Source organism: Lysobacter sp. ISL-50 (assembly GCF_018612875.1).
Lineage (GTDB): Bacteria > Pseudomonadota > Gammaproteobacteria > Xanthomonadales > Xanthomonadaceae > Lysobacter.
This window is the reverse complement of the sequence record NZ_JAGGRI010000001.1, coordinates 101057-118316: the sequence shown is the minus strand read 5'-3', so window position 1 is coordinate 118316 and position 17260 is coordinate 101057. Positions and strand designations below refer to the sequence as shown.

General features: G+C 69.3%; 11 protein-coding genes. 5 read left to right on the top strand and 6 right to left on the bottom strand.

The features are described from left to right. Nucleotides 1-132 precede the first annotated feature (132 nt). On the top strand, nt 133-1854 hold the full coding sequence (locus tag J7J50_RS00450) for a POTRA domain-containing protein (RefSeq protein WP_215058816.1): 1722 nt from the start codon (nt 133-135) through the stop codon (nt 1852-1854). A 244-nt stretch (nt 1855-2098) separates the two neighbouring features. Here the strand turns inward: J7J50_RS00450 and recQ are convergent, their stop codons facing one another. The 3 genes from recQ to J7J50_RS00435 all read right to left on the bottom strand — a co-directional run bounded on the left by recQ (nt 2099) and on the right by J7J50_RS00435 (nt 5427). Then, nucleotides 2099-3916, bottom strand: a complete 1818-nt coding sequence (gene recQ / locus J7J50_RS00445) for a DNA helicase RecQ (protein WP_215058818.1) — start codon at nt 3914-3916, stop codon at nt 2099-2101. 201 nt (nt 3917-4117) lie between these two features. Next, entirely contained in the window at nt 4118-4558 is a 441-nt protein-coding gene (locus tag J7J50_RS00440; protein WP_215058820.1) for a nuclear transport factor 2 family protein, read from the bottom strand. Beyond that, nucleotides 4555-5427 carry a nuclear transport factor 2 family protein gene (locus tag J7J50_RS00435; protein ID WP_215058822.1) on the bottom strand — a complete coding sequence of 291 codons (873 nt, stop codon included), beginning with the start codon at nt 5425-5427 and terminating at the stop codon, nt 4555-4557. The genes J7J50_RS00440 and J7J50_RS00435 overlap by 4 nt, the downstream gene beginning before the upstream one ends. Nucleotides 5428-5586: 159 nt before the next feature. Here J7J50_RS00435 and J7J50_RS00430 point away from each other — a divergent pair, with 159 nt between their 5' ends. Then, nucleotides 5587-6543, top strand: coding sequence for a LysR substrate-binding domain-containing protein (locus J7J50_RS00430; RefSeq protein WP_215058824.1), 957 nt, complete (start codon nt 5587-5589; stop codon nt 6541-6543). A 110-nt stretch (nt 6544-6653) separates the two neighbouring features. Here J7J50_RS00430 and J7J50_RS00425 read toward each other — a convergent pair whose 3' ends face one another. Next, entirely contained in the window at nt 6654-7223 is a 570-nt protein-coding gene (locus J7J50_RS00425) for a Dps family protein (RefSeq protein ID WP_215058826.1), read from the bottom strand. A gap of 158 nt (nt 7224-7381) precedes the next feature. On the opposite strand from J7J50_RS00425, the gene hrpA reads away from it, so the two are divergent. Further along, entirely contained in the window at nt 7382-11611 is a 4230-nt protein-coding gene (hrpA, locus tag J7J50_RS00420; protein ID WP_215058828.1) for an ATP-dependent RNA helicase HrpA, read from the top strand. Nucleotides 11612-11808: 197 nt separating this feature from the next. On the opposite strand, the gene J7J50_RS00415 is transcribed toward hrpA, so the two are convergent. Next, nucleotides 11809-12288 (bottom strand): hypothetical protein, encoded by a 480-nt coding sequence (locus J7J50_RS00415; RefSeq protein WP_215058831.1) that lies wholly within the window; start codon nt 12286-12288, stop codon nt 11809-11811. Between the two features lie 72 nt (nt 12289-12360). Then, nucleotides 12361-12885, bottom strand: a complete 525-nt coding sequence (locus J7J50_RS00410) for a hypothetical protein (RefSeq protein ID WP_057944015.1) — start codon at nt 12883-12885, stop codon at nt 12361-12363. A gap of 203 nt (nt 12886-13088) precedes the next feature. Between J7J50_RS00410 and J7J50_RS00405 the strand changes: the two genes are divergently transcribed. Together J7J50_RS00405 and J7J50_RS00400 are read left to right on the top strand one after the other, a co-directional pair. Beyond that, on the top strand, nt 13089-15275 hold the full coding sequence (locus tag J7J50_RS00405) for a bifunctional (p)ppGpp synthetase/guanosine-3',5'-bis(diphosphate) 3'-pyrophosphohydrolase (protein ID WP_343222406.1): 2187 nt from the start codon (nt 13089-13091) through the stop codon (nt 15273-15275). A 235-nt stretch (nt 15276-15510) separates the two neighbouring features. Beyond that, entirely contained in the window at nt 15511-17118 is a 1608-nt protein-coding gene (locus J7J50_RS00400) for a hypothetical protein (RefSeq protein WP_215058833.1), read from the top strand. Nucleotides 17119-17260 lie beyond the last annotated feature (142 nt).

Here is a 17260-nt window from a genome sequence, read left to right as displayed (position 1 = left end):
AACGGTACGGTGCCGTTCCCGTCGCGCCATGACGACATAGAGTGAATGCAGGACTTGCGGATGCGCGTTCGGCCCAGGGCGGGCGCGCGTCCTCATTGGCAGTCGTTGCAGCCATCGCTAAAGGGGTACCGCATGGGTACAGGGCTTTGGGGGAAGCGCTATCCACTCGCGCTGGCGGTCACCGCGCTGTTGCAGGCGAGCGTGCCGGCGTATTCCCAGACCGCCCCGCCGCGATTGCCGAGCACCGGCAATCCGCTGCAGACCCTGCCGCAAGCGCCGTTGCCGAAGGCCGAACCCAAGGTCAGCACGACCGTCGCGCCGCAACAGAATCCGGAAATGGCCGCGTTGCTGGCGTTGCAGCTCACGCCAGCGAAGTTCGAGGTGTCCGGGGTCAAGTCGGTGCCGTTCAATCAGGTCACCGCCTTGTTCGCGCCGCTGGCCGGCAAACAGATCACCGTCGGCGATCTGCTCACCACCGCCGCGGCCTGCACCAAGTTGTATCGCGACCGTGGTTACGCCTTGTCGTTCTGCTATGTCCCCACGCAGGATTTCGCCGACGGCACGGTGCGCGTGGTGGCGGTGGAAGGCTATGTCGCGCGGGTGAACATCAGCGGCAAGGCCGGCAAGCTGGAACGCAAGTTGCGCGCGATCGCGCAGCACATCGTCGATGACCGGCCGCTGCGCCAGAGCACCTTCGAACGCTATTCGCAGATCCTGGGCTTCCTGCCCGGGGCCAAGCTCAACATCAACGTGCCCGCGCCGACCACCACCGACGGCGCGACCTCGCTCGATCTGAACGTGGACGGCAAGCGTTACGACGCGACCTGGGCGCTGGAATTCAATCATCCCGGCACCCAGGGCCTGGCGACGTTGAATCTCAACGCGCTGACGTCGCTGGCCGAGCAATGGAGCCTGGCGGCGCTGTATCCGGACGGACGCGGCAACGAGCGCTTCTACAGCGCCGGGTATTCGCAGTTGTTCGGCAGCGACGGCTGGATCGGCCGCGCCGAAGGTTCGCGCTATCGCGGCGTGCCGGTGACCAATACCCCGCTGCCGGAGTTTCTCGATCACCGCGTCGAGCAGGACCGCGTGGCGATCAGCGCGCGCTATCCGCTGCGGTTGAGCAACGAGCGCTCGCTGTTCGTGTCGGCCGGCATCTACGCGGCCGATCAGTCCGACCGCTACTTCAACACCATCAACGGCGCCAGCCTGGAGCAGCGCTCCAAGACCCGGGTGGTGCAGGGCTCGCTGGACTACACCCACGCCAAGAAGGATCGCGCGCGTCAGGTCAGCTTCGCGATCGCGCGCGGCCTGGATGCCTGGGGCGCGTCGGCGGACACTTTGACCAATCTGAGCGGCGTGAATCTGGCCGCGGCCAGCGATGTGTCGTTCACCAAGTACAGCCTGGGTTACGCGCAGACGCGGACCTGGAAAGAGCAGCGCTACGCCGCGGTGTTGCGCGCGAGCGGCCAGTACACCCGCCAGCGCCTGCCGTCGTCGGAGCAGATCAGTTTCGGCGGCGCGCGTTTCGGTCTGGCCTACGATCCCGGCGAGACCTCGGGCGACAAGGGCTGGGGCGTGGGTCTGGAACTCAGCCGCAATTTCCGTCCGAACAAGCGTTGGCTCAAGGCGGTGTCGCCGTACGTGGTGGCGCAGCACGCGCAGGTGTCGCTGACCGACGGCCGCCGTCCGCAGCCCGACAAGCTGGGCACGCTCGGCGTCGGTGTGCGGCTGTCGGACAACAAGCACTACAGTCTCGATTTCGCCTACGCCAAACCGACAGCGGACCTGCCGCTGGAAAGGGACAGTCGCAAGCCGCGCTGGAATCTGAATTTTTCGTACCAGTTGCCGTGAGGAGCGGCGTCGGCGGAAGAGACTTCAAACGTGCTCGCACGAAAGGCGCTGGATGTCCGGCTGCGCCGCAGTAAAGCGGAGCCCGCGTTCGCCGGAATGACGAGCAACGCAGCATAAGCCTGCGGAACACCGCTTTGGGGGCAGGAGCGGCGCACGCCGCGCTCGTGAAACCGCGCGTGCATCAAAGCCGCGATGTCGCGGCCGCGACTTGCGCCGCTCCTGCATATTCACGCCGATCGCGGCCTCAGGCCTGATCGAGCAAGTGCTGCAGCACCGCCTCGCCGTAGCGGTCGAGCTTGCTCGCGCCGATGCCGGGGATGCGCGAGAGTTCGTCCAGATCGTCCGGCGCGTGTTCGGCGATCGCGCGCAGGGTGCTGTCGTGGAAGATCACGTAGGCCGGGACGTTCTGCTCGCGCGCGGTGATCGAGCGCCATTCGCGCAGGGCGTTGAAGCGGATCAGCGATTCGGGATCGAGGTCGATCATCGGCGCCGCGCTGGCGCCGCTGCGCGCCTTGCGCGTGCTGGCGCGCGCGGCCTTCGGCGCTTCGGTGCGAAAACGCAGGGCGCGCTCGCCACGTAGCACCGGCGCGCTGTCGGCGGTCAGGCGCAAGGCGCCGTGGCGTTCGATGTCGGCTTCCAGCAGGCCGGCGGCGACCAGCTGGCGGAACACGCTGCTCCACTGCTTGGCGTCGAGGTCGCTGCCGATGCCGAAGGTGCTCAGTTCCTCGTGACCGAAGCGGGTGACCTTTTCGGTCGTCGCGCCGCGCAGCACGTCGATGACGTGGCCGGCGCCGAAGCGCTGGCCGGTGCGGTACACGCACGACAGCGCCTTGCGCGCGGCGGTGGTGCCGTCCCAGCTTTGCGGCGGCTCCATGCAGTTGTCGCAGTTGCCGCAATCGCCCGGATGCGGTTCGCCGAACCACCCGAGCAGGCTCTTGCGCCGGCATTCGGTGGACTCGCAGAAGCCCAACAAGGAATCCAGCTTGCGCAGCTCCAGCCGCTTGCGCTCTTCGCCGGCTTCGCCCTGCTGGATCAACTGGCGCAGATTGACGACATCGCCCAGGCCGTAGCACAGCCAGGCTTCGGCCGGTTCGCCATCGCGGCCGGCGCGGCCGGTCTCCTGGTAATAGCCTTCGATCGACTTGGGCAGGTCGATATGGGCGACGAAGCGCACATCGGGTTTGTCGATGCCCATGCCGAAGGCGATGGTCGCGACCATGACCACGCCGTCTTCCTGCAGGAACCGGCGCTGGTTGCCGGCGCGCACGCTAGCCTCGATGCCGGCGTGATACGGCAGCGCCTTGATCCCGGCGGCGACCAGTTGCTCGGCCACCGATTCCACCCGCTTGCGCGAGAACGCATAGACGATGCCGCTCTCGTCGCGATGCGCGGCGAGGAAATCCAGCAGCTGGCGGGTGCCGTTGTCCTTGTGCACGACCCGGTAGCGCACGTTGGGCCGGTCGAACGAGCTGACGAAGCGGTGCGCGTCTTCCAGGGTCAGCCGTTCGGCGATCTCGCGCTGGGTCGGCGCGTCGGCGGTGGCGGTCAGGGCGATGCGCGGGATGTCGGGCCAGCGCTCGTGGAGGATGGTGAGTTCGCGGTATTCGGGACGGAAGTCGTGGCCCCATTGCGAGACGCAATGGGCTTCGTCGATGGCGAACAGGGCGATCTTGGCGCGGTCGAGCAGGTTCAGGCAGCGCCCGGTGAGCAGGCGTTCGGGCGCGACGTAAAGCAGGTCGAGCTCGCCGGCGAGCAGTTGGCGCTCGACTTCGGCGGCGGCGTCCGCGCTCAGGGTGGAGTTCAGATACGCGGCGCGCACGCCGAGCTGGCGCATCGCTTCGACCTGGTCCTGCATCAGCGCGATCAGCGGCGAGACCACCAGGCCGCAGCCTTCGCGCACCAGCGAGGGAATCTGGTAGCACAGCGATTTGCCGCCGCCGGTCGGCATCAGCACCAGGGCGTCGCCGCCGTCGATCACGTGCTGGACGATCTGCGCCTGTTCGCCGCGGAACGCGGTATGGCCGAAGACGCGGTGAAGGATTTCTAGAGCGGGGGAGGGCATGGGCCTAGTTTACCCGCGCCGGTCCTTCGGTCGGTCGGGAATGGCCGCGGCTTTGGGTAGGGGCTTGGGGATCTGAGGGTCGGATCGGAAGGCGTCGGGGCTGAAAGCCCCTCCCACAAAAGCTTGTGTCGCCGCGAGGTCTTTTGTGGGAGGGGCTTTCAGCCCCGATGCTTTTCACTCAGCTCGCCGCGCCCCATCCCCTCAGCGCGAGCGCCGCTTCACATGCCACACATTGCAAATCTTGCGATCGCGCACCTGATACACCGTCAGCTCATCGGCGATCTTGCCGTCGGCGCCGCCGCTGACGCGCTCGCGGCTCATGACGATGTCGTCCACCGCCTGCATCTGCACGATGTCCACCCGCACATGCGGCCGCTTGGCGAACGCGCCGCGATAGAAGCGGGCGCGCTCGCCGGCATCGGCGCCGGCGATGGAGGCGCCGGCCAGCCCGTCGTCGTCGCGATCGCGCCGATAGGTGCGCGCGTCATGGCTGGCCAGGGCCAGGAACGTGTCGACATCGTCGTCGTTCCAGGCCTGCACGTAGCGGCGCACCACCGCTTCCTGCGCGCTCTCGGCCTGCGCCAGCGCCAGCCACGACACCGCCAGCAGGGCGGCGATCAACCACCCGCGCCAGTGTTTCATCGCCCGGTCCCGGCGACGGCGGCCCCGCTCATCACTCGCTGCAGCGGCCACAGATCGCGCACCAGGCCGTCGCGCACGCGCAGGATCGACACCAGTTCCTTCACTTCGCCGGGCTTGGCGGTGTCGGTGATCCGCTCGTGCATGGCGACCAGATCGCCCACCGCGAACGCGGACAAGGTCTGCACCTGCAGGCCGTCGCCCTTGGCGTACAGCGCGCGGTAGACGCGATCGCGGCTGGCGGCATCGACGATGTTCTTCGATTGTTCCTCGGCCAGTCGATCGGGATCGTCCGACATGCGGTTATGCCGCGAATCGGCGGCGAACAGGGCCAGGAAGCCGTCGGCGTCGGCGCGATTGCTGGTCTCAACCAGCGCGTGCATGGTCGCCAGCGCGGCGGCGGCGTGGCCGCGGTTGTCGTCGCTTTCGCGGACCACGTGCCACAGGTCCTGGATCAGGCCGTCGCGCACGCGGTAGACCACCATCATCACGGTCGGCTCGCTCTGGCCCGGCACGTCGATGCGCACCTTCCCGACCAGCAGTTCGCCCAGCGCGATCGATTCGGTCTGCTGGATCTTCGGCGTGGCCGGTTCGGCCATCGCCTTGGCGAACGAGGCGCGCAGCTTGTCGGCGCCGTACATCTGCTCCAGGCGCGGGCCGGCCAGCCGGCGCGGGTCCTTGGGCAGGCCGAAGATCTGCGCCTGCGGCGCGTACAGGGCGAGGAAGGCTTCCAGATCGTTGTCGTTGAGGGCGCGCAGGTCGGCCTGCACCACCGCCGCGGGCGTGGCCGCGGTGGCGGCGAGGGCCGGGGTGGGGCAGGACAGCAGCGACAGCGCCGCGAGGGCGAGCGTCAGCAGGGTTTGGCGCGACATGGGGGACTCCGGGATCGGGATGACCTAGGCAAGCTTTGGTCTGGGGCGGATTCGCGCCGTTTCGGTCGGTGCGGGCTATGCTTTGCTTCCAGCGAATCCTAGGAATCCGGGGAGGCGCCGGACAAGCCGAAAATCGCCGCCAATGCATAAGCTGAATTTATGACTGGATCGACCCTGCCCCCGCTCAGCGCGATCCGCGCCTTCGAAGCCGCCGCGCGCCTGGGCAGCTTTACCCGCGCCGCGCACGAACTGGACATGACCCAGGCCGCGGTCAGCTACCAGATCAAGCGCCTGGAGCAGCGCCTGGGCCTGGTGCTGTTCCAGCGGCTGGCGCGCAAGGTCGTGCTGACCCGCGACGGCGAGCGTCTGGCGCCGGCCGTGCTCGATGCTTTCCAGGGCCTGCGCGGCGCGTTCGCGCAAAGCCGCGAGCGTTCGCAGAGCGAGCTGGCGATCACCGCGCTGCCGACCCTCGGCGCGAACTGGCTGGTGCCGCGCCTGGGCGGCTTTCAGTTGGCGCAGCCGCGCTTGGCGGTGCGCCTGGACACCAGCGTGCCCTTGATCGATCTGGCCCAGGGCGAGTTCGACCTGAGCCTGCGCAACGGCGGCGGCCAATGGCCGGGCATGAGCGCGCACTTCCTGCTGCCGGGCTTGTTCACGCCGCTGTGCAGTCCGGCGCTGATCGCCAGCGGCGCCTTGCGCACGCCGGCGGATCTGCTCGGGCTGGCGCGGATCGGCCGCGAACGCTGGTGGCGGCAATGGCTGCACGCGGCCGGCGTGGCCGCGGGCGAGGCGCCGCTGGTCTCGGCGATCGATCTGGGCGTGGAGCAGTACGAGGTCACCGCCGCGCTGGCCGGGCAGGGCGTGGCGATCACCTCGCCGCTGTTCTTCCGCGCCGAACTGGCGTCGGGGCGGCTGGTGCAGCCGTTCGAACTGATCGTGCGCGACAGCCGCGACTACTGGCTGGCCTATCCGGAGGTGCGGCGCGGCAGCGCCAAGATCTGCGCGTTCCGCGATTGGGTCCTGGCGCAGGCGCGGCAGGACCTGGAGGTATGGCGCGCCGAATGCGAGCGCGCCGGTGCGCCGTTGCCGTCGCTGGCCGAAGCCGCGATAGCCTGAGCGCGGCGGCGCGGAGCTACGAAAAACCCCTCCGCCGTCGCCGGCGAAGGGGTCGGATCGAACCGGCCGGCGTCGCGCTCAGCGCATCGCCGGCTGAACTGCGCGGGCGATCACTGCAGCAGCGAACGCAGCATCCACGCATACTTCTCGTGGGTCTGCAGACGCTGGGTCAGCAGGTCTTCGGTCGGCGCGTCATCGACGTCGTCGGCCTGGTCGAGTACCTTGCGCGCGGTGCGGCACACCGCTTCGTTGCCCACCACCAGCTGGCGAACCATTTCGTGCCAGTCGGCGGCGTCGGTCAGGCCCGGCTCTTCCGGAATCGAGCTCAGGCGCACGAACTCGGCATAGGAACCCGGCGCGTTGAAGCCCAGCGCGCGGATGCGCTCGGCGATCTCGTCCAGCGCGGTCCACTGCTCGGTGTACTGGGTCTCGAACATGACGTGCAGGCTGTTGAACATTGGCCCGGTCACGTTCCAATGGAAGTTGTGGGTCTTCAGGTACAGGGTGTAGCTGTCGGCCAGGAAGCGCGACAGACCTTCGGCGATCTTCTTGCGGTCGGCGGTCGAGATCCCGATATCGATCGAGGGCGCGCCGTCGCCGGCGGCCGGTGACGCCGCCGGAGTGACCGGCGCCTTGGACTTGCCGGGTTTGGTCTTGACGGGCTTGGTGGACTTGGCCATGTGCGACTCCTTCTCCATTGCGGGGGTTCTGTGGATTTGAAGCTGGAATTTTGAGCTTGTGCCGGAACAGTTTTTCCGGAACTTGCGGCGACAATAGGCGCTGTCGCCGCCGATGTGAAATGGTTTGTTCCTAGCGCTGCGATGCAAACGATCTATCGATGAATACCAGCCATACCCAACAGTCTGATCACGCCGAGGCAAGCGCCGCGTTACGGCAGGCGCGGCGCGCCATCGATGGTGCGCTTAGCCGCGACCGCGGCCGTCTGCACGGCCTGTGGTCGCGCTGGAGCGGCAAGCCCGGCGACGACAAGGCGCAGGCCGCGTTCGCGCAGGCATTGGCCGCCTCCGTCGCGCAGCGCGAAGCGCGCGCGAAGTCGCTGCCGCGCGCGCCGGTGGACCCGGCTTTGCCGATCGCGGCCGAAGGCGATCGCATCGTCGAATTGATCCGCAAGCATCCGGTGGTGGTGATCGCGGGCGAAACCGGTTCGGGCAAGACCACCCAGTTGCCGAAGCTGTGCCTGGCCGCCGGCCGCGGCGCCGCCGGCATGATCGGCTGCACCCAGCCGCGCCGCATCGCCGCGCGCGCGGTGGCGCGGCGCGTGGCGGAGGAACTCAACACCCAGATCGGCGAAACCGTCGGCTACCAGGTGCGTTTCAACGACAACGTCGGCGAGCGCACCGCGGTGAAGTTCATGACCGACGGCATCCTGCTGGCGGAAATCCAGTCCGACCGCTGGCTGTCGGCCTACGACACCATCCTGATCGACGAAGCGCACGAGCGCAGCCTCAACATCGACTTCCTGCTCGGCTATCTGAAGCAGTTGCTGAAGAAGCGGCCCGACCTGAAGGTCATCGTGACCTCGGCGACCATCGACACCGATCGCTTCGCCGCGCATTTCGACGATGCGCCGGTGGTCAACGTGGAAGGGCGCGGGTATCCGGTGTCGGTGCGGTATCGTCCGTTGGACGAGGCTGCGGGACTCGGGACTCGGGACTCGGGACTCGTGGAAAGCGGTCGTGGCTCTTCGAGTCCCGAGTCCCGCGTCCCGAGTCCCGCGCGCAGCGTTAACGACGGCATCGTCGCGGCCTGCGACGAAATCACCCGCGAGGTCGATTCCACTGGAATCGGGCGCGGCGACGTGCTGATCTTCCTGTCCGGCGAGCGCGAGATCCGCGACGCGCACCAGGCGCTGGAACGGCGCAAATACCGCGAGACCGAAGTGCTGCCGCTGTACGCGCGGCTGTCGGTGCGCGATCAGGACCGGGTATTCAATCCCGGCCCCAAGCGCCGCATCGTGCTGGCCACCAACGTCGCCGAAACCTCGCTGACGGTGCCGCGCATCCGCTACGTGGTCGATCCGGGCCTGGCGCGGGTCAAGCGCTACAGCCCGCGCGGCAAGCTCGACCGCCTGCACATCGAACCGATCAGCCAGGCCAGCGCCGACCAGCGCAAGGGCCGCTGCGGCCGCATCAGCGAAGGCACCTGCTATCGCTTGTACAGCGAGGCGGATTTCGAATCGCGCGCGCGCTACACCGACCCGGAAATCCGCCGCGCCGCGCTGGCCGGGGTGATCCTGCGCATGCTCTCGCTGGGCCTGGGCCATATCGAGGACTTCCCGTTCCTGGAGCCGCCCGACAGCCGCGCCGTCGCCGACGGCTGGCAGCAGTTGGCCGAACTGGGCGCGGTGGACGAAGGCAAGAAACTCACCGCGATCGGCCGGACCATGGCGCGCCTGCCGGTGGACGTGAAGCTCGCGCGCATGCTGGTCGCGGCCAACGACCACGGCTGCCTGCGCGAGATGATCGCCATCGCCGCCTTCCTGGGCATCCAGGACCCGCGCGAGCGTCCGGCCGACCAGCGCGGCGCGGCCGACGCCGCGCATGCGTTGTTCGCCGATCCGCGTTCGGAATTCGTCGGCATCCTCAATCTGTGGGACGGCTACCAGAACGCGCACGAGGAACTCACCCAGTCCAAGCTGCGCGCCTGGTGCGAGAAACACTTCCTCGGCTTCCTGCGCATGCGCGAGTGGCGCGAGCTGCATCGGCAGTTGAAGTTGCTGTGCGAGGAGTTGGGGTTTGGGGTGGCGGGACTGGCGACGGCGGGAATCGGGAATCGGGAATCGGGAATCGCAAGAGCGGGCTCGGGACGATCCGCGATCCGCGATCCCGGCAACGCTCGCTCATCGGCTTCCGCGAGTCCCGAGTCCCGAGTCCCAAGTCCCGACAACTACGTCGCCCTGCACCGCGCCCTGATCGCCGGCCTGCCGACCCAGATCGGTTTTCGCGCCGACAAGGGCTTCTACGACGGCCCGCGCGGACGCAAGTTCCAACTGTTCCCGGGGTCGCCGCTGGCCAAGAAGCCACCGCCGTGGGTGCTGTCGGCGACCCTGCTCGACACCGAGCGGGTGTGGTCGATGACCAATGCCAGCATCGAGCCGGACTGGGCGATCCAGGAACTGCCGCATCTGCTGGCGCGGCGTCACCACGATCCGCGCTGGGCGCGTTCGCAGGGGCGCGTGGTCGGCAGCGAGCAGATCAGCCTGTTCGGGCTGGTGCTGGCGCCGAAGCGGCCGATCCATTACGGCGCGCTGTACCCGGAAGAAAGCCGCGTCATCTTCGTCCGCGACGCGCTGGTGACCGGCGAGATCAACACCCGCGCCGCGTTCTTGCCGCGCAATCTCGCCACCCTGGCCAAGGCGCACGAAGAAGAAGCCAAGCAGCGCCGCGCCGGGCTGGTGGTGGATGAGGAATGGATGGCGCAGTGGTACCTGGACCGCTTGCCGGCGCAGGCGCACAACGTGCAGGCGCTGGACGCTTGGTACAACAAATTGCCGGCCGATGAGAAGGCGAAGCTGGAATGGTCCGGCGACGATCTGATGATCGGCGGCGAAAGCGAGGCCGCGCGCTTCCCGCCGTATCTGCAATTGGGCAACGCGCGGCTGGCGGTGAGTTATCGCTTCGAACCGGGCGCGCCGGACGACGGCATGACCCTGGCGGTGCCGCTGCATCTGCTCAACGCGCTCGATCCGGCCCGGCTGTCGTGGCTGGCGCCGGGCTTCGTCGCCGACAAGGCCGCGGCCTTGATCAAGTCGCTGCCGAAAACGCTGCGGCGCAACTTCGTGCCGGCGCCGGATTTCGCCAAGGCCTTCTTCGAGGCCTATCCAAGTTCCGAAGGCGACGATCTGGTCGGCACGCTGGCGCGCTTCCTGCGCAAGCTCGGCGGCACCGAGGTCGCGCCGACGGATTTCGACGCGGCGTCGATCGAGCCGCATCTGCGCATGAATCTGCGATTGCTCGATGCGCCGCAAGGCAAGGGCAAGCAGGGCGAGGCGGCGGTGCTGGCCGAATCGCGCGACCTGGACGAACTGCGCGCGCGGTTCGGCGAACGCGCCGCGCGCGCCTTCGCCGCGCAGGCCGCCGACGGCCTGGGCCAGCGCGGCCTGACCGCGTTCCCGGAGCAGCCGATCCCGATGTCGGTGCCCGGCGCGGCCGGCGTGCCGGCGTTCCCGGCCTTGCACGACGACGGCGAGACCGTGTCGCTGCGCGTGCATGCCGAGCGCGAGGCCGCGTTGCGCGCGCATCCGCGCGGCGTGCGTAGGCTGCTGACGATCGCGATGGCGGAGAAGCTCAAGCAATCGCGCAAGCAGTTGCCGATCCAGGCCAAGACCGGGCTGCTGTACGCGGCGATCGAGTCGGCCGCGCCGCGCAAGGAGCGCTTGTCGCCGACCCGCGCGGCGCAGATCGCCGCCTTGCAGACCGGTGCGGGGAAGACCGCCGCCGCGCACGACCGTCCGCGCGACAGCGACCGCCTGCGCGAGGATCTGGTCGATGGCGCCCTGCAATCGCTGCTGGGCGACGACGCCGAACTGGTCGCGGTGCGCGATCCGACCGCGTTCGAACTGCGCCGCGACACCGTCGCGCGCAAGCTGTTTCCCGAAGCGATGGAGCGCCTGCGCCAGGCCGAGGCGATCCTGAGCGCGGTCGCCGAAGTGCGCGCGCGCCTGGAATCGCCGCTGATGGGCTGGGCCAGCGGCAATCTCGACGACATGCGCGCGCAACTGGCGCGGCTGACGCCGCCGGGGTTCCTGCGCGATGTCGCCACCGTCGCGCTGGCCGAGTACCCGCGCTATCTCAAGGCCTTGTCGGTGCGCAGCGAGCGCGCGCTGCGCGATCCGGTGCGCGATCAGGCGCGGATGCTGGAGATCAAGCCCTTCGTCGATGCGCTGGACGCGGCCAACGCGGCCGGCGAGGACGACAGCGAAGGCTGGCAGGCCTTGCGCTGGGACATCGAGGAACTGCGGGTGTCGTTGTTCGCGCAGGAGCTGGGCGTGCGCGGCGGCGTCTCGCCGAAGAAGCTGGCGCAGCGCTTGGCGGGCTTGCGTGGTTGAGGCCGGCGCCGGCGGCGGGCGCCACGAGGGGTTTTTGTGGGAGGGGCTTCAGCCCCGATGCTTTCCGATCCGCGGCGATGAAGCTTGTTTGCTCATGGTTCTGCAGCGATCTGAGCCGAGAGCATCGGGGCTGAAGCCCCTCCTACAAAAACAACGAAGGCGGCCAAGGCCGCCTTCGTTCCATCCGATCGCAGGTCTCAATCCAGCCGCTTGACCTTCGCCTTCGGCGTCTGCCCTTCGGCTTCCAGGTACCAGCCGCCCATCAGGCCGGGACGGATGGTGATCTTCGGCGCCGGCACCGACTTGCCGAGGAACAGCGAGCCTTCCACCACGCGCCAGCGCTGGCCGTTTTCCAAGGTCAGCACGGTGCCGCTGGACCAGCCGCGGAATTCGCCCTTCAAAGTACTGGTCACCGGTTCCACGTCGCCGCGATCGAGCAGGCCCTTGCGCTCGGTGCGCACCTGCTTGACCGCTTCGGTGACCGCGACGCTCTGGTCTTGCGACAACAACTCGTTCAAGGCCTGCAACTGCTGCGCCGACAGCGTGTCCAGGCCGGTGGCCTTGAGCTGTTCGGCGGTGAAGCGTTGTTCGACCGGCACGTAGGGACGCTCGGCGCCGAAGGCGGCGGGGGCGATCGCGAACAACAAGGCCACGGTCAACGAAGACAGCACACGCATGACGAACTCCGAAGCGGGATGTGCAAGCGGTTGGGGCCCGCGCGCGAGGCCGCGCGCGGGAGCAGGGACGGTTTACTTGACGCGGCTGACCTTGGCGCGGGTGTTGTAGCCCTGCACCGACAGGTACCAGGCGTTGCCGATGATGCTCGGGGTGATGCGCACCTGCGGCGATTCCAGCGTGCGCACGCCCGGCAGGTCGGCGTTGTCTTCCTGGCGCCATTCCTGGCCGTTGTCGAGCACGTAAGTCTGGCCGCGGTTGAAACCGGTGAAGCTGCCGTTGAGGCGCGCGACGACCGGCTCCTTGGACGCGCCGACCGACAGGAAGCCGGTGCGCTCGTGCTTGGACTCTTCCTTGGCCTTGACCGCGGCCTTGCTGGTCTCGGCATCGACGGTATGGTTGAGCCAGGCGTTCAGGTTGCTCAGCTCGGTGTCGCTGAGCTTGGTCAGGCCGGCGTTCTTGAACTGCTCGGCGCTCATTTGCTGTTCGATCTTCTGCTGCGCCATCGCGGCCGGCGCGGCCAGGGCGGCGGCGAGGCAGGCGGCCAGCGCGAAGGCGGTGGGCAGGCGGCGCAACGCGGTAGGGGGAATCGCGGACATTCGTGCTGTTCCTCGGGGCGGTTGCTCGCTAGTGTAGACGTTAGCCGCGCCCGCTTGGATGTATCGCGCGCGCCGCGCAGCCGCGGTGCGGCTGCCGTCGCGGCCGCCCGCATCCATGGGCGCCGCGTTGCCCATTCACCGCCGCCGTTCCGCCCGTTCCCCGACTCACAGGCTCCGCACGCACACCGACCCGACCCATCGCAGTGAACGCTTCCCCCGCACAGTCCCATTCGCCCCTGTCCGACGTGCTGGCGCTGCCCGCGGCGGCGGCCCTGTCCGCACCCTTGCGCAAGGCGCTGACGGCGGCCGCGCTGAAGCCCGAGGCCGGCGCCGGCGCGCTGGATTCGCCGGCGGTGGTCGCCGCGACCCTGGACGCGCTGGCTTTGCTCGACGCCGACAGCGACACCGTCGCCGCGGCGATCGTGCATGTCTATCCGGGCTGGGCCGCGGCCCTGGGCCCGGGCCTGGAGCGCGAACATCCGGTGGTCGCGGCCTTGCTCGACGGCCAGCGCGCCGCCGGCCAGGTCTGGGCGCTGCATGCCGAACAAAGCCGGCGCTCGGGCACCGAGGGCCTGCGCCGGCTGCTGCTGGCGATCGTGCGCGACCTGCGCGTGGTGCCGATCCTGCTGGCGCGCCAGCTCGCGCGCATGCGCCACGCCGACGCCCTGGCGCCGGAGACGCGGCGCGAGCTGGCGGCGTTGACCCGCGACATCCACGCGCCGCTGGCCAACCGCCTGGGCATCTGGCAGCTCAAGTGGGAACTCGAAGACCTGGCGTTCCGTTATCTGGAACCGCAGACCTATCAGAAGATCGCCCGCCTGCTCGACGAAAAACGCGGCGATCGCGAGCGCTACATCGAGCAGGTCAAGCGCACCCTGCGCGAAGCCATGGCCGCGCAGGGCGTCAAGGCCGAAGTGGCGGGCCGGCCCAAGCACATCTACAGCATCTGGAAGAAGATGCAGCGCAAGGACGCGCCGATCAGCGAGCTGTACGACCTGCGCGCGGTGCGGGTGATGGTGGACGACGTGGGCGCGTGCTACGCAGCGCTCGGCGTGGTCCACGCCACCTGGACGCCGATCCCGAGCGAGTTCGACGACTACATCGCCCGGCCCAAGCGCAACGACTACCGCTCGCTGCACACCGCCGTGGTCGGGCCGGAAGGCAAGACCCTGGAAGTGCAGATCCGCACCCACGAGATGCATCGCCAGGCCGAGCTCGGCGTGGCCGCGCACTGGAAATACAAGGAAGCCGGCAGCCACAGCGCCGATGCCGCGTTCGACCGCAAGATCGCCTGGATGCGGCGCCTGCTCGACGCCAAGAGCGAAGGCGGGCAGGGCGGCGACGAGGCGCTGGCCAGCGAGCTGGACACCGAACTGGTCGAAGACCGGGTCTACGTGCTCACGCCCAAGGGCGAGGTGATCGATCTGCCGGCCGGCGCCACGCCGCTGGATTTCGCCTATCACGTGCATACCGAAGTCGGTCATCGCTGCCGCGGCGCCAAGATCGACGGCCGCATCGTGCCGCTGGATCACAAGCTGCGCACCGGCGACCGGGTGGAAATCCTGACCGCCAAGACCGGCGAGCCGCGCCGCGACTGGCTGGTGGCGTCGAACGGTTTCCTGGCCAGCAACCGCTCGCGCGAGAAGGTGCGCAACTGGTTCCACAAGCTCGACCGCTCGCGCAACGAAACCGCCGGGCGCGAGTTGCTGGACAAGGAACTGCGCCGGCTCGGCGTGCTGGGCGCCGATCTGGCGCCGGCGCGCGAACGCTTCAATCTGGCCGGCGACGGCGATCTGTACGTGCAGGTCGCGCTCGGCGACATCGGCCCGCACCAGATCGGCCGGGTCCTGCTGGAGCACGAACGGGCGATGTCGGCGCCGCCGCCGGCGCCCGCTTCGGGCTCGACCACCACCATCGCGCCGGCGCCGCGCAAAGTGCCGGGCAAGTCCACCGATTTCACCGTCGAGGGCGTGGGCAACCTGCTGGTGCAACTGGCGCGCTGCTGCCAGCCGCTGCCGGGCGAGCCGATCGTCGGTTACCTCACCCGCGGCCGCGGCGTCAGCGTGCATCGCCCCGGCTGCGGCGCGTTCGAGCGACTCGCCGCCGCCCAGCCGCAGCGGGTGCTGCCGGTGGAGTGGGGGCGCAAGGGCTCGGGCTATGAGGTCGACATTGAAGTCCTGGCCCTGGACCGCAAGTGGCTGCTCAAGGAGGTCACCAACGTGATCGCCCAGGGCAACGCGCACGTGATCAGCATCCGCAGCGATGTCGAACGCAACGGCGCGCAGGTGCGGCTGCGGCTGCGCTTGCGGGTGGGCGATTACGGGCAGTTGTCGAGCCTGCTCGGCAAGCTGTCGTCGCTGCCGGGGGTGGAGTACGCGCAGCGCAGTTGAGGTGGGGTGTGGCGCGGTGGCGGGGCGAAAAGCGTCGGGGCTGAAGGCCCCTCCTACAAAAGACTTCTCGGCTTTCGCAATCTCTTGTGGGAGGGGCCTTCAGCCCCGATGCCTTTCGCTCAGCCCACCCGGCACCCCACACCGGCATTCATCGCGCTACGCCTTCGCACTGCGCTCGCACGCCATGGCGAAAATAACAGCACGACCGTCATCCTCGTAGCGCTATCCTGTCGCCGTGAAATCCCGCCCGCCGTCCTCGCCCGAAGGTTCCGCCACGCACGCCGCCGGCGCCGCGCGGATCGAACCCCTCGCCGGCGATTGGAGCGCGCTGCATTTCGACGACGAGCCGCGCCGCGATCCCGCCACCGACCGTGCCCGGCGCCAGCGCTGGACCCGCATCGCCCTGGCGGTCGCCGCGCTCGCGGTGCTGTCGGCGTTGATCGTCTGGCGGCAACCGCTGTCGGAATGGCTGTGGCCCGACACCCGCCTGCAGAGCCTGCGCGAGCAAGCCGCGCAAGCGCTGGCCGAAGGCCGCCTGACCTCGCCCGACGGCCGCGGCGCGCGCGAGTTGTACGAAGCCGCGCTGGCGCTCGATCCCGACCGCAGCGATGCCCGCACCGGCCTGACCCGCACCGGCGAGGCCGCGTTGCAACAGGCGCGCCAGGCCATCGACGGCGGCCATTTCGAATTCGCCCGCGGCCGCCTGGACTTGGCCCGCGATCTGGCCACCCCGCGCGACCGGGTCGAAACCCTGGCGCAGCGCCTGCGCGAACGCGAAGCCACCCACGCCGGCCTGGACCGGATGGTCGCCGCCGCGGCGAGCGCGCGCGAGCAAGGCCGCCTCGACGGCGCGGCGGACACCGCCCTGCCGCTGTACCAGCGCGTGCTGGAACTGCAGCCGCAGCGCAACGACGCCCTGGAAGGCCGCGACGACACCCTGGCCGAACTGCTGCAACAGGCGCGCCAGGCCCTGGAAAACGGCGAACTGGTGCGCGGCGCGCAGGGCATCCAGCGCGCCCAGGAGGCCGATCCGGGCCATGCCGACCTGCCCGACAGCCTCACCGTGCTGGAGCGCCATCTCGAACGCCGCCGCCGCGACGCCGATCAGGCCCTGCGCCGGCAGCGCCTGGACGTCGCCCTGGCCGCTTATCGCGACCTGCTCGCGGTGCGCGCCGACGACGGCGCCGCGCGCAACGGCCTGGTCGCGATCGCCGACGCCCACGCCGCGCGCGCCGAGCGATCGGCGGCCGATTTCGACTTCGTCCAGGCTGAGGCCGAGCTGGCGCAGGCGCGCGAGATCGCGGTGAACGCACCCTCGATCGCGCTGGCGCGCCAGCATCTGGATCGCGCGCGCGAATCGCACAAACGCTTCGACCAGGAGGCGCCGGGCAAGCAGCGCCAGTCCTTGCAGCGCCTGTTGGCGCAGGCCGCGGCCGCCGAACAGCGCGGCGACCTGCTGACGCCGCCCGGCGACAGCGCCTACGACAAACTACGCGCGGCGCAGGCCATCGCGCCGCAGAATCCGGCCGTGCGCGCCGCCGTGGCGCGTCTGCTGCCGACCGCCAAGCGCTGCTTCGAACGCGAACTCAGCGGCAACCGCCTGGGTCGCGCCGGCGAATGCCTGGACGCGCGCCGCACCCTGGAAGGCGGCAGCGCGCCGCTGCGCGAAGCCGCTTCGCGTCTGGCCCTGCGCTGGATCGCGGTCGGCGACGAGCGCCTGGGCGCGGGCGAGGTGCAGGCCGCGCGCGCCGCGCTGCAGGCCGCGCGTTCGCTCGATGCGTCCGCGCCGGGTCTGCACGAGTTGTCGGAGCGAGTGAAGACGGCGCGGGCCGCCGGCGACTGAGGCGCGGTTTCGCATCCGACGGAGTGCGCTGCCCGCAGCCGCTTTCGTCTCATCAGCGAATCCTTGTCCTTGCGCGGCTTCGCAGATGAGGCAACCCTCTGCGCCCCCGCCCCGCACCCTCGGCGCGGCGATGGGCGATAAT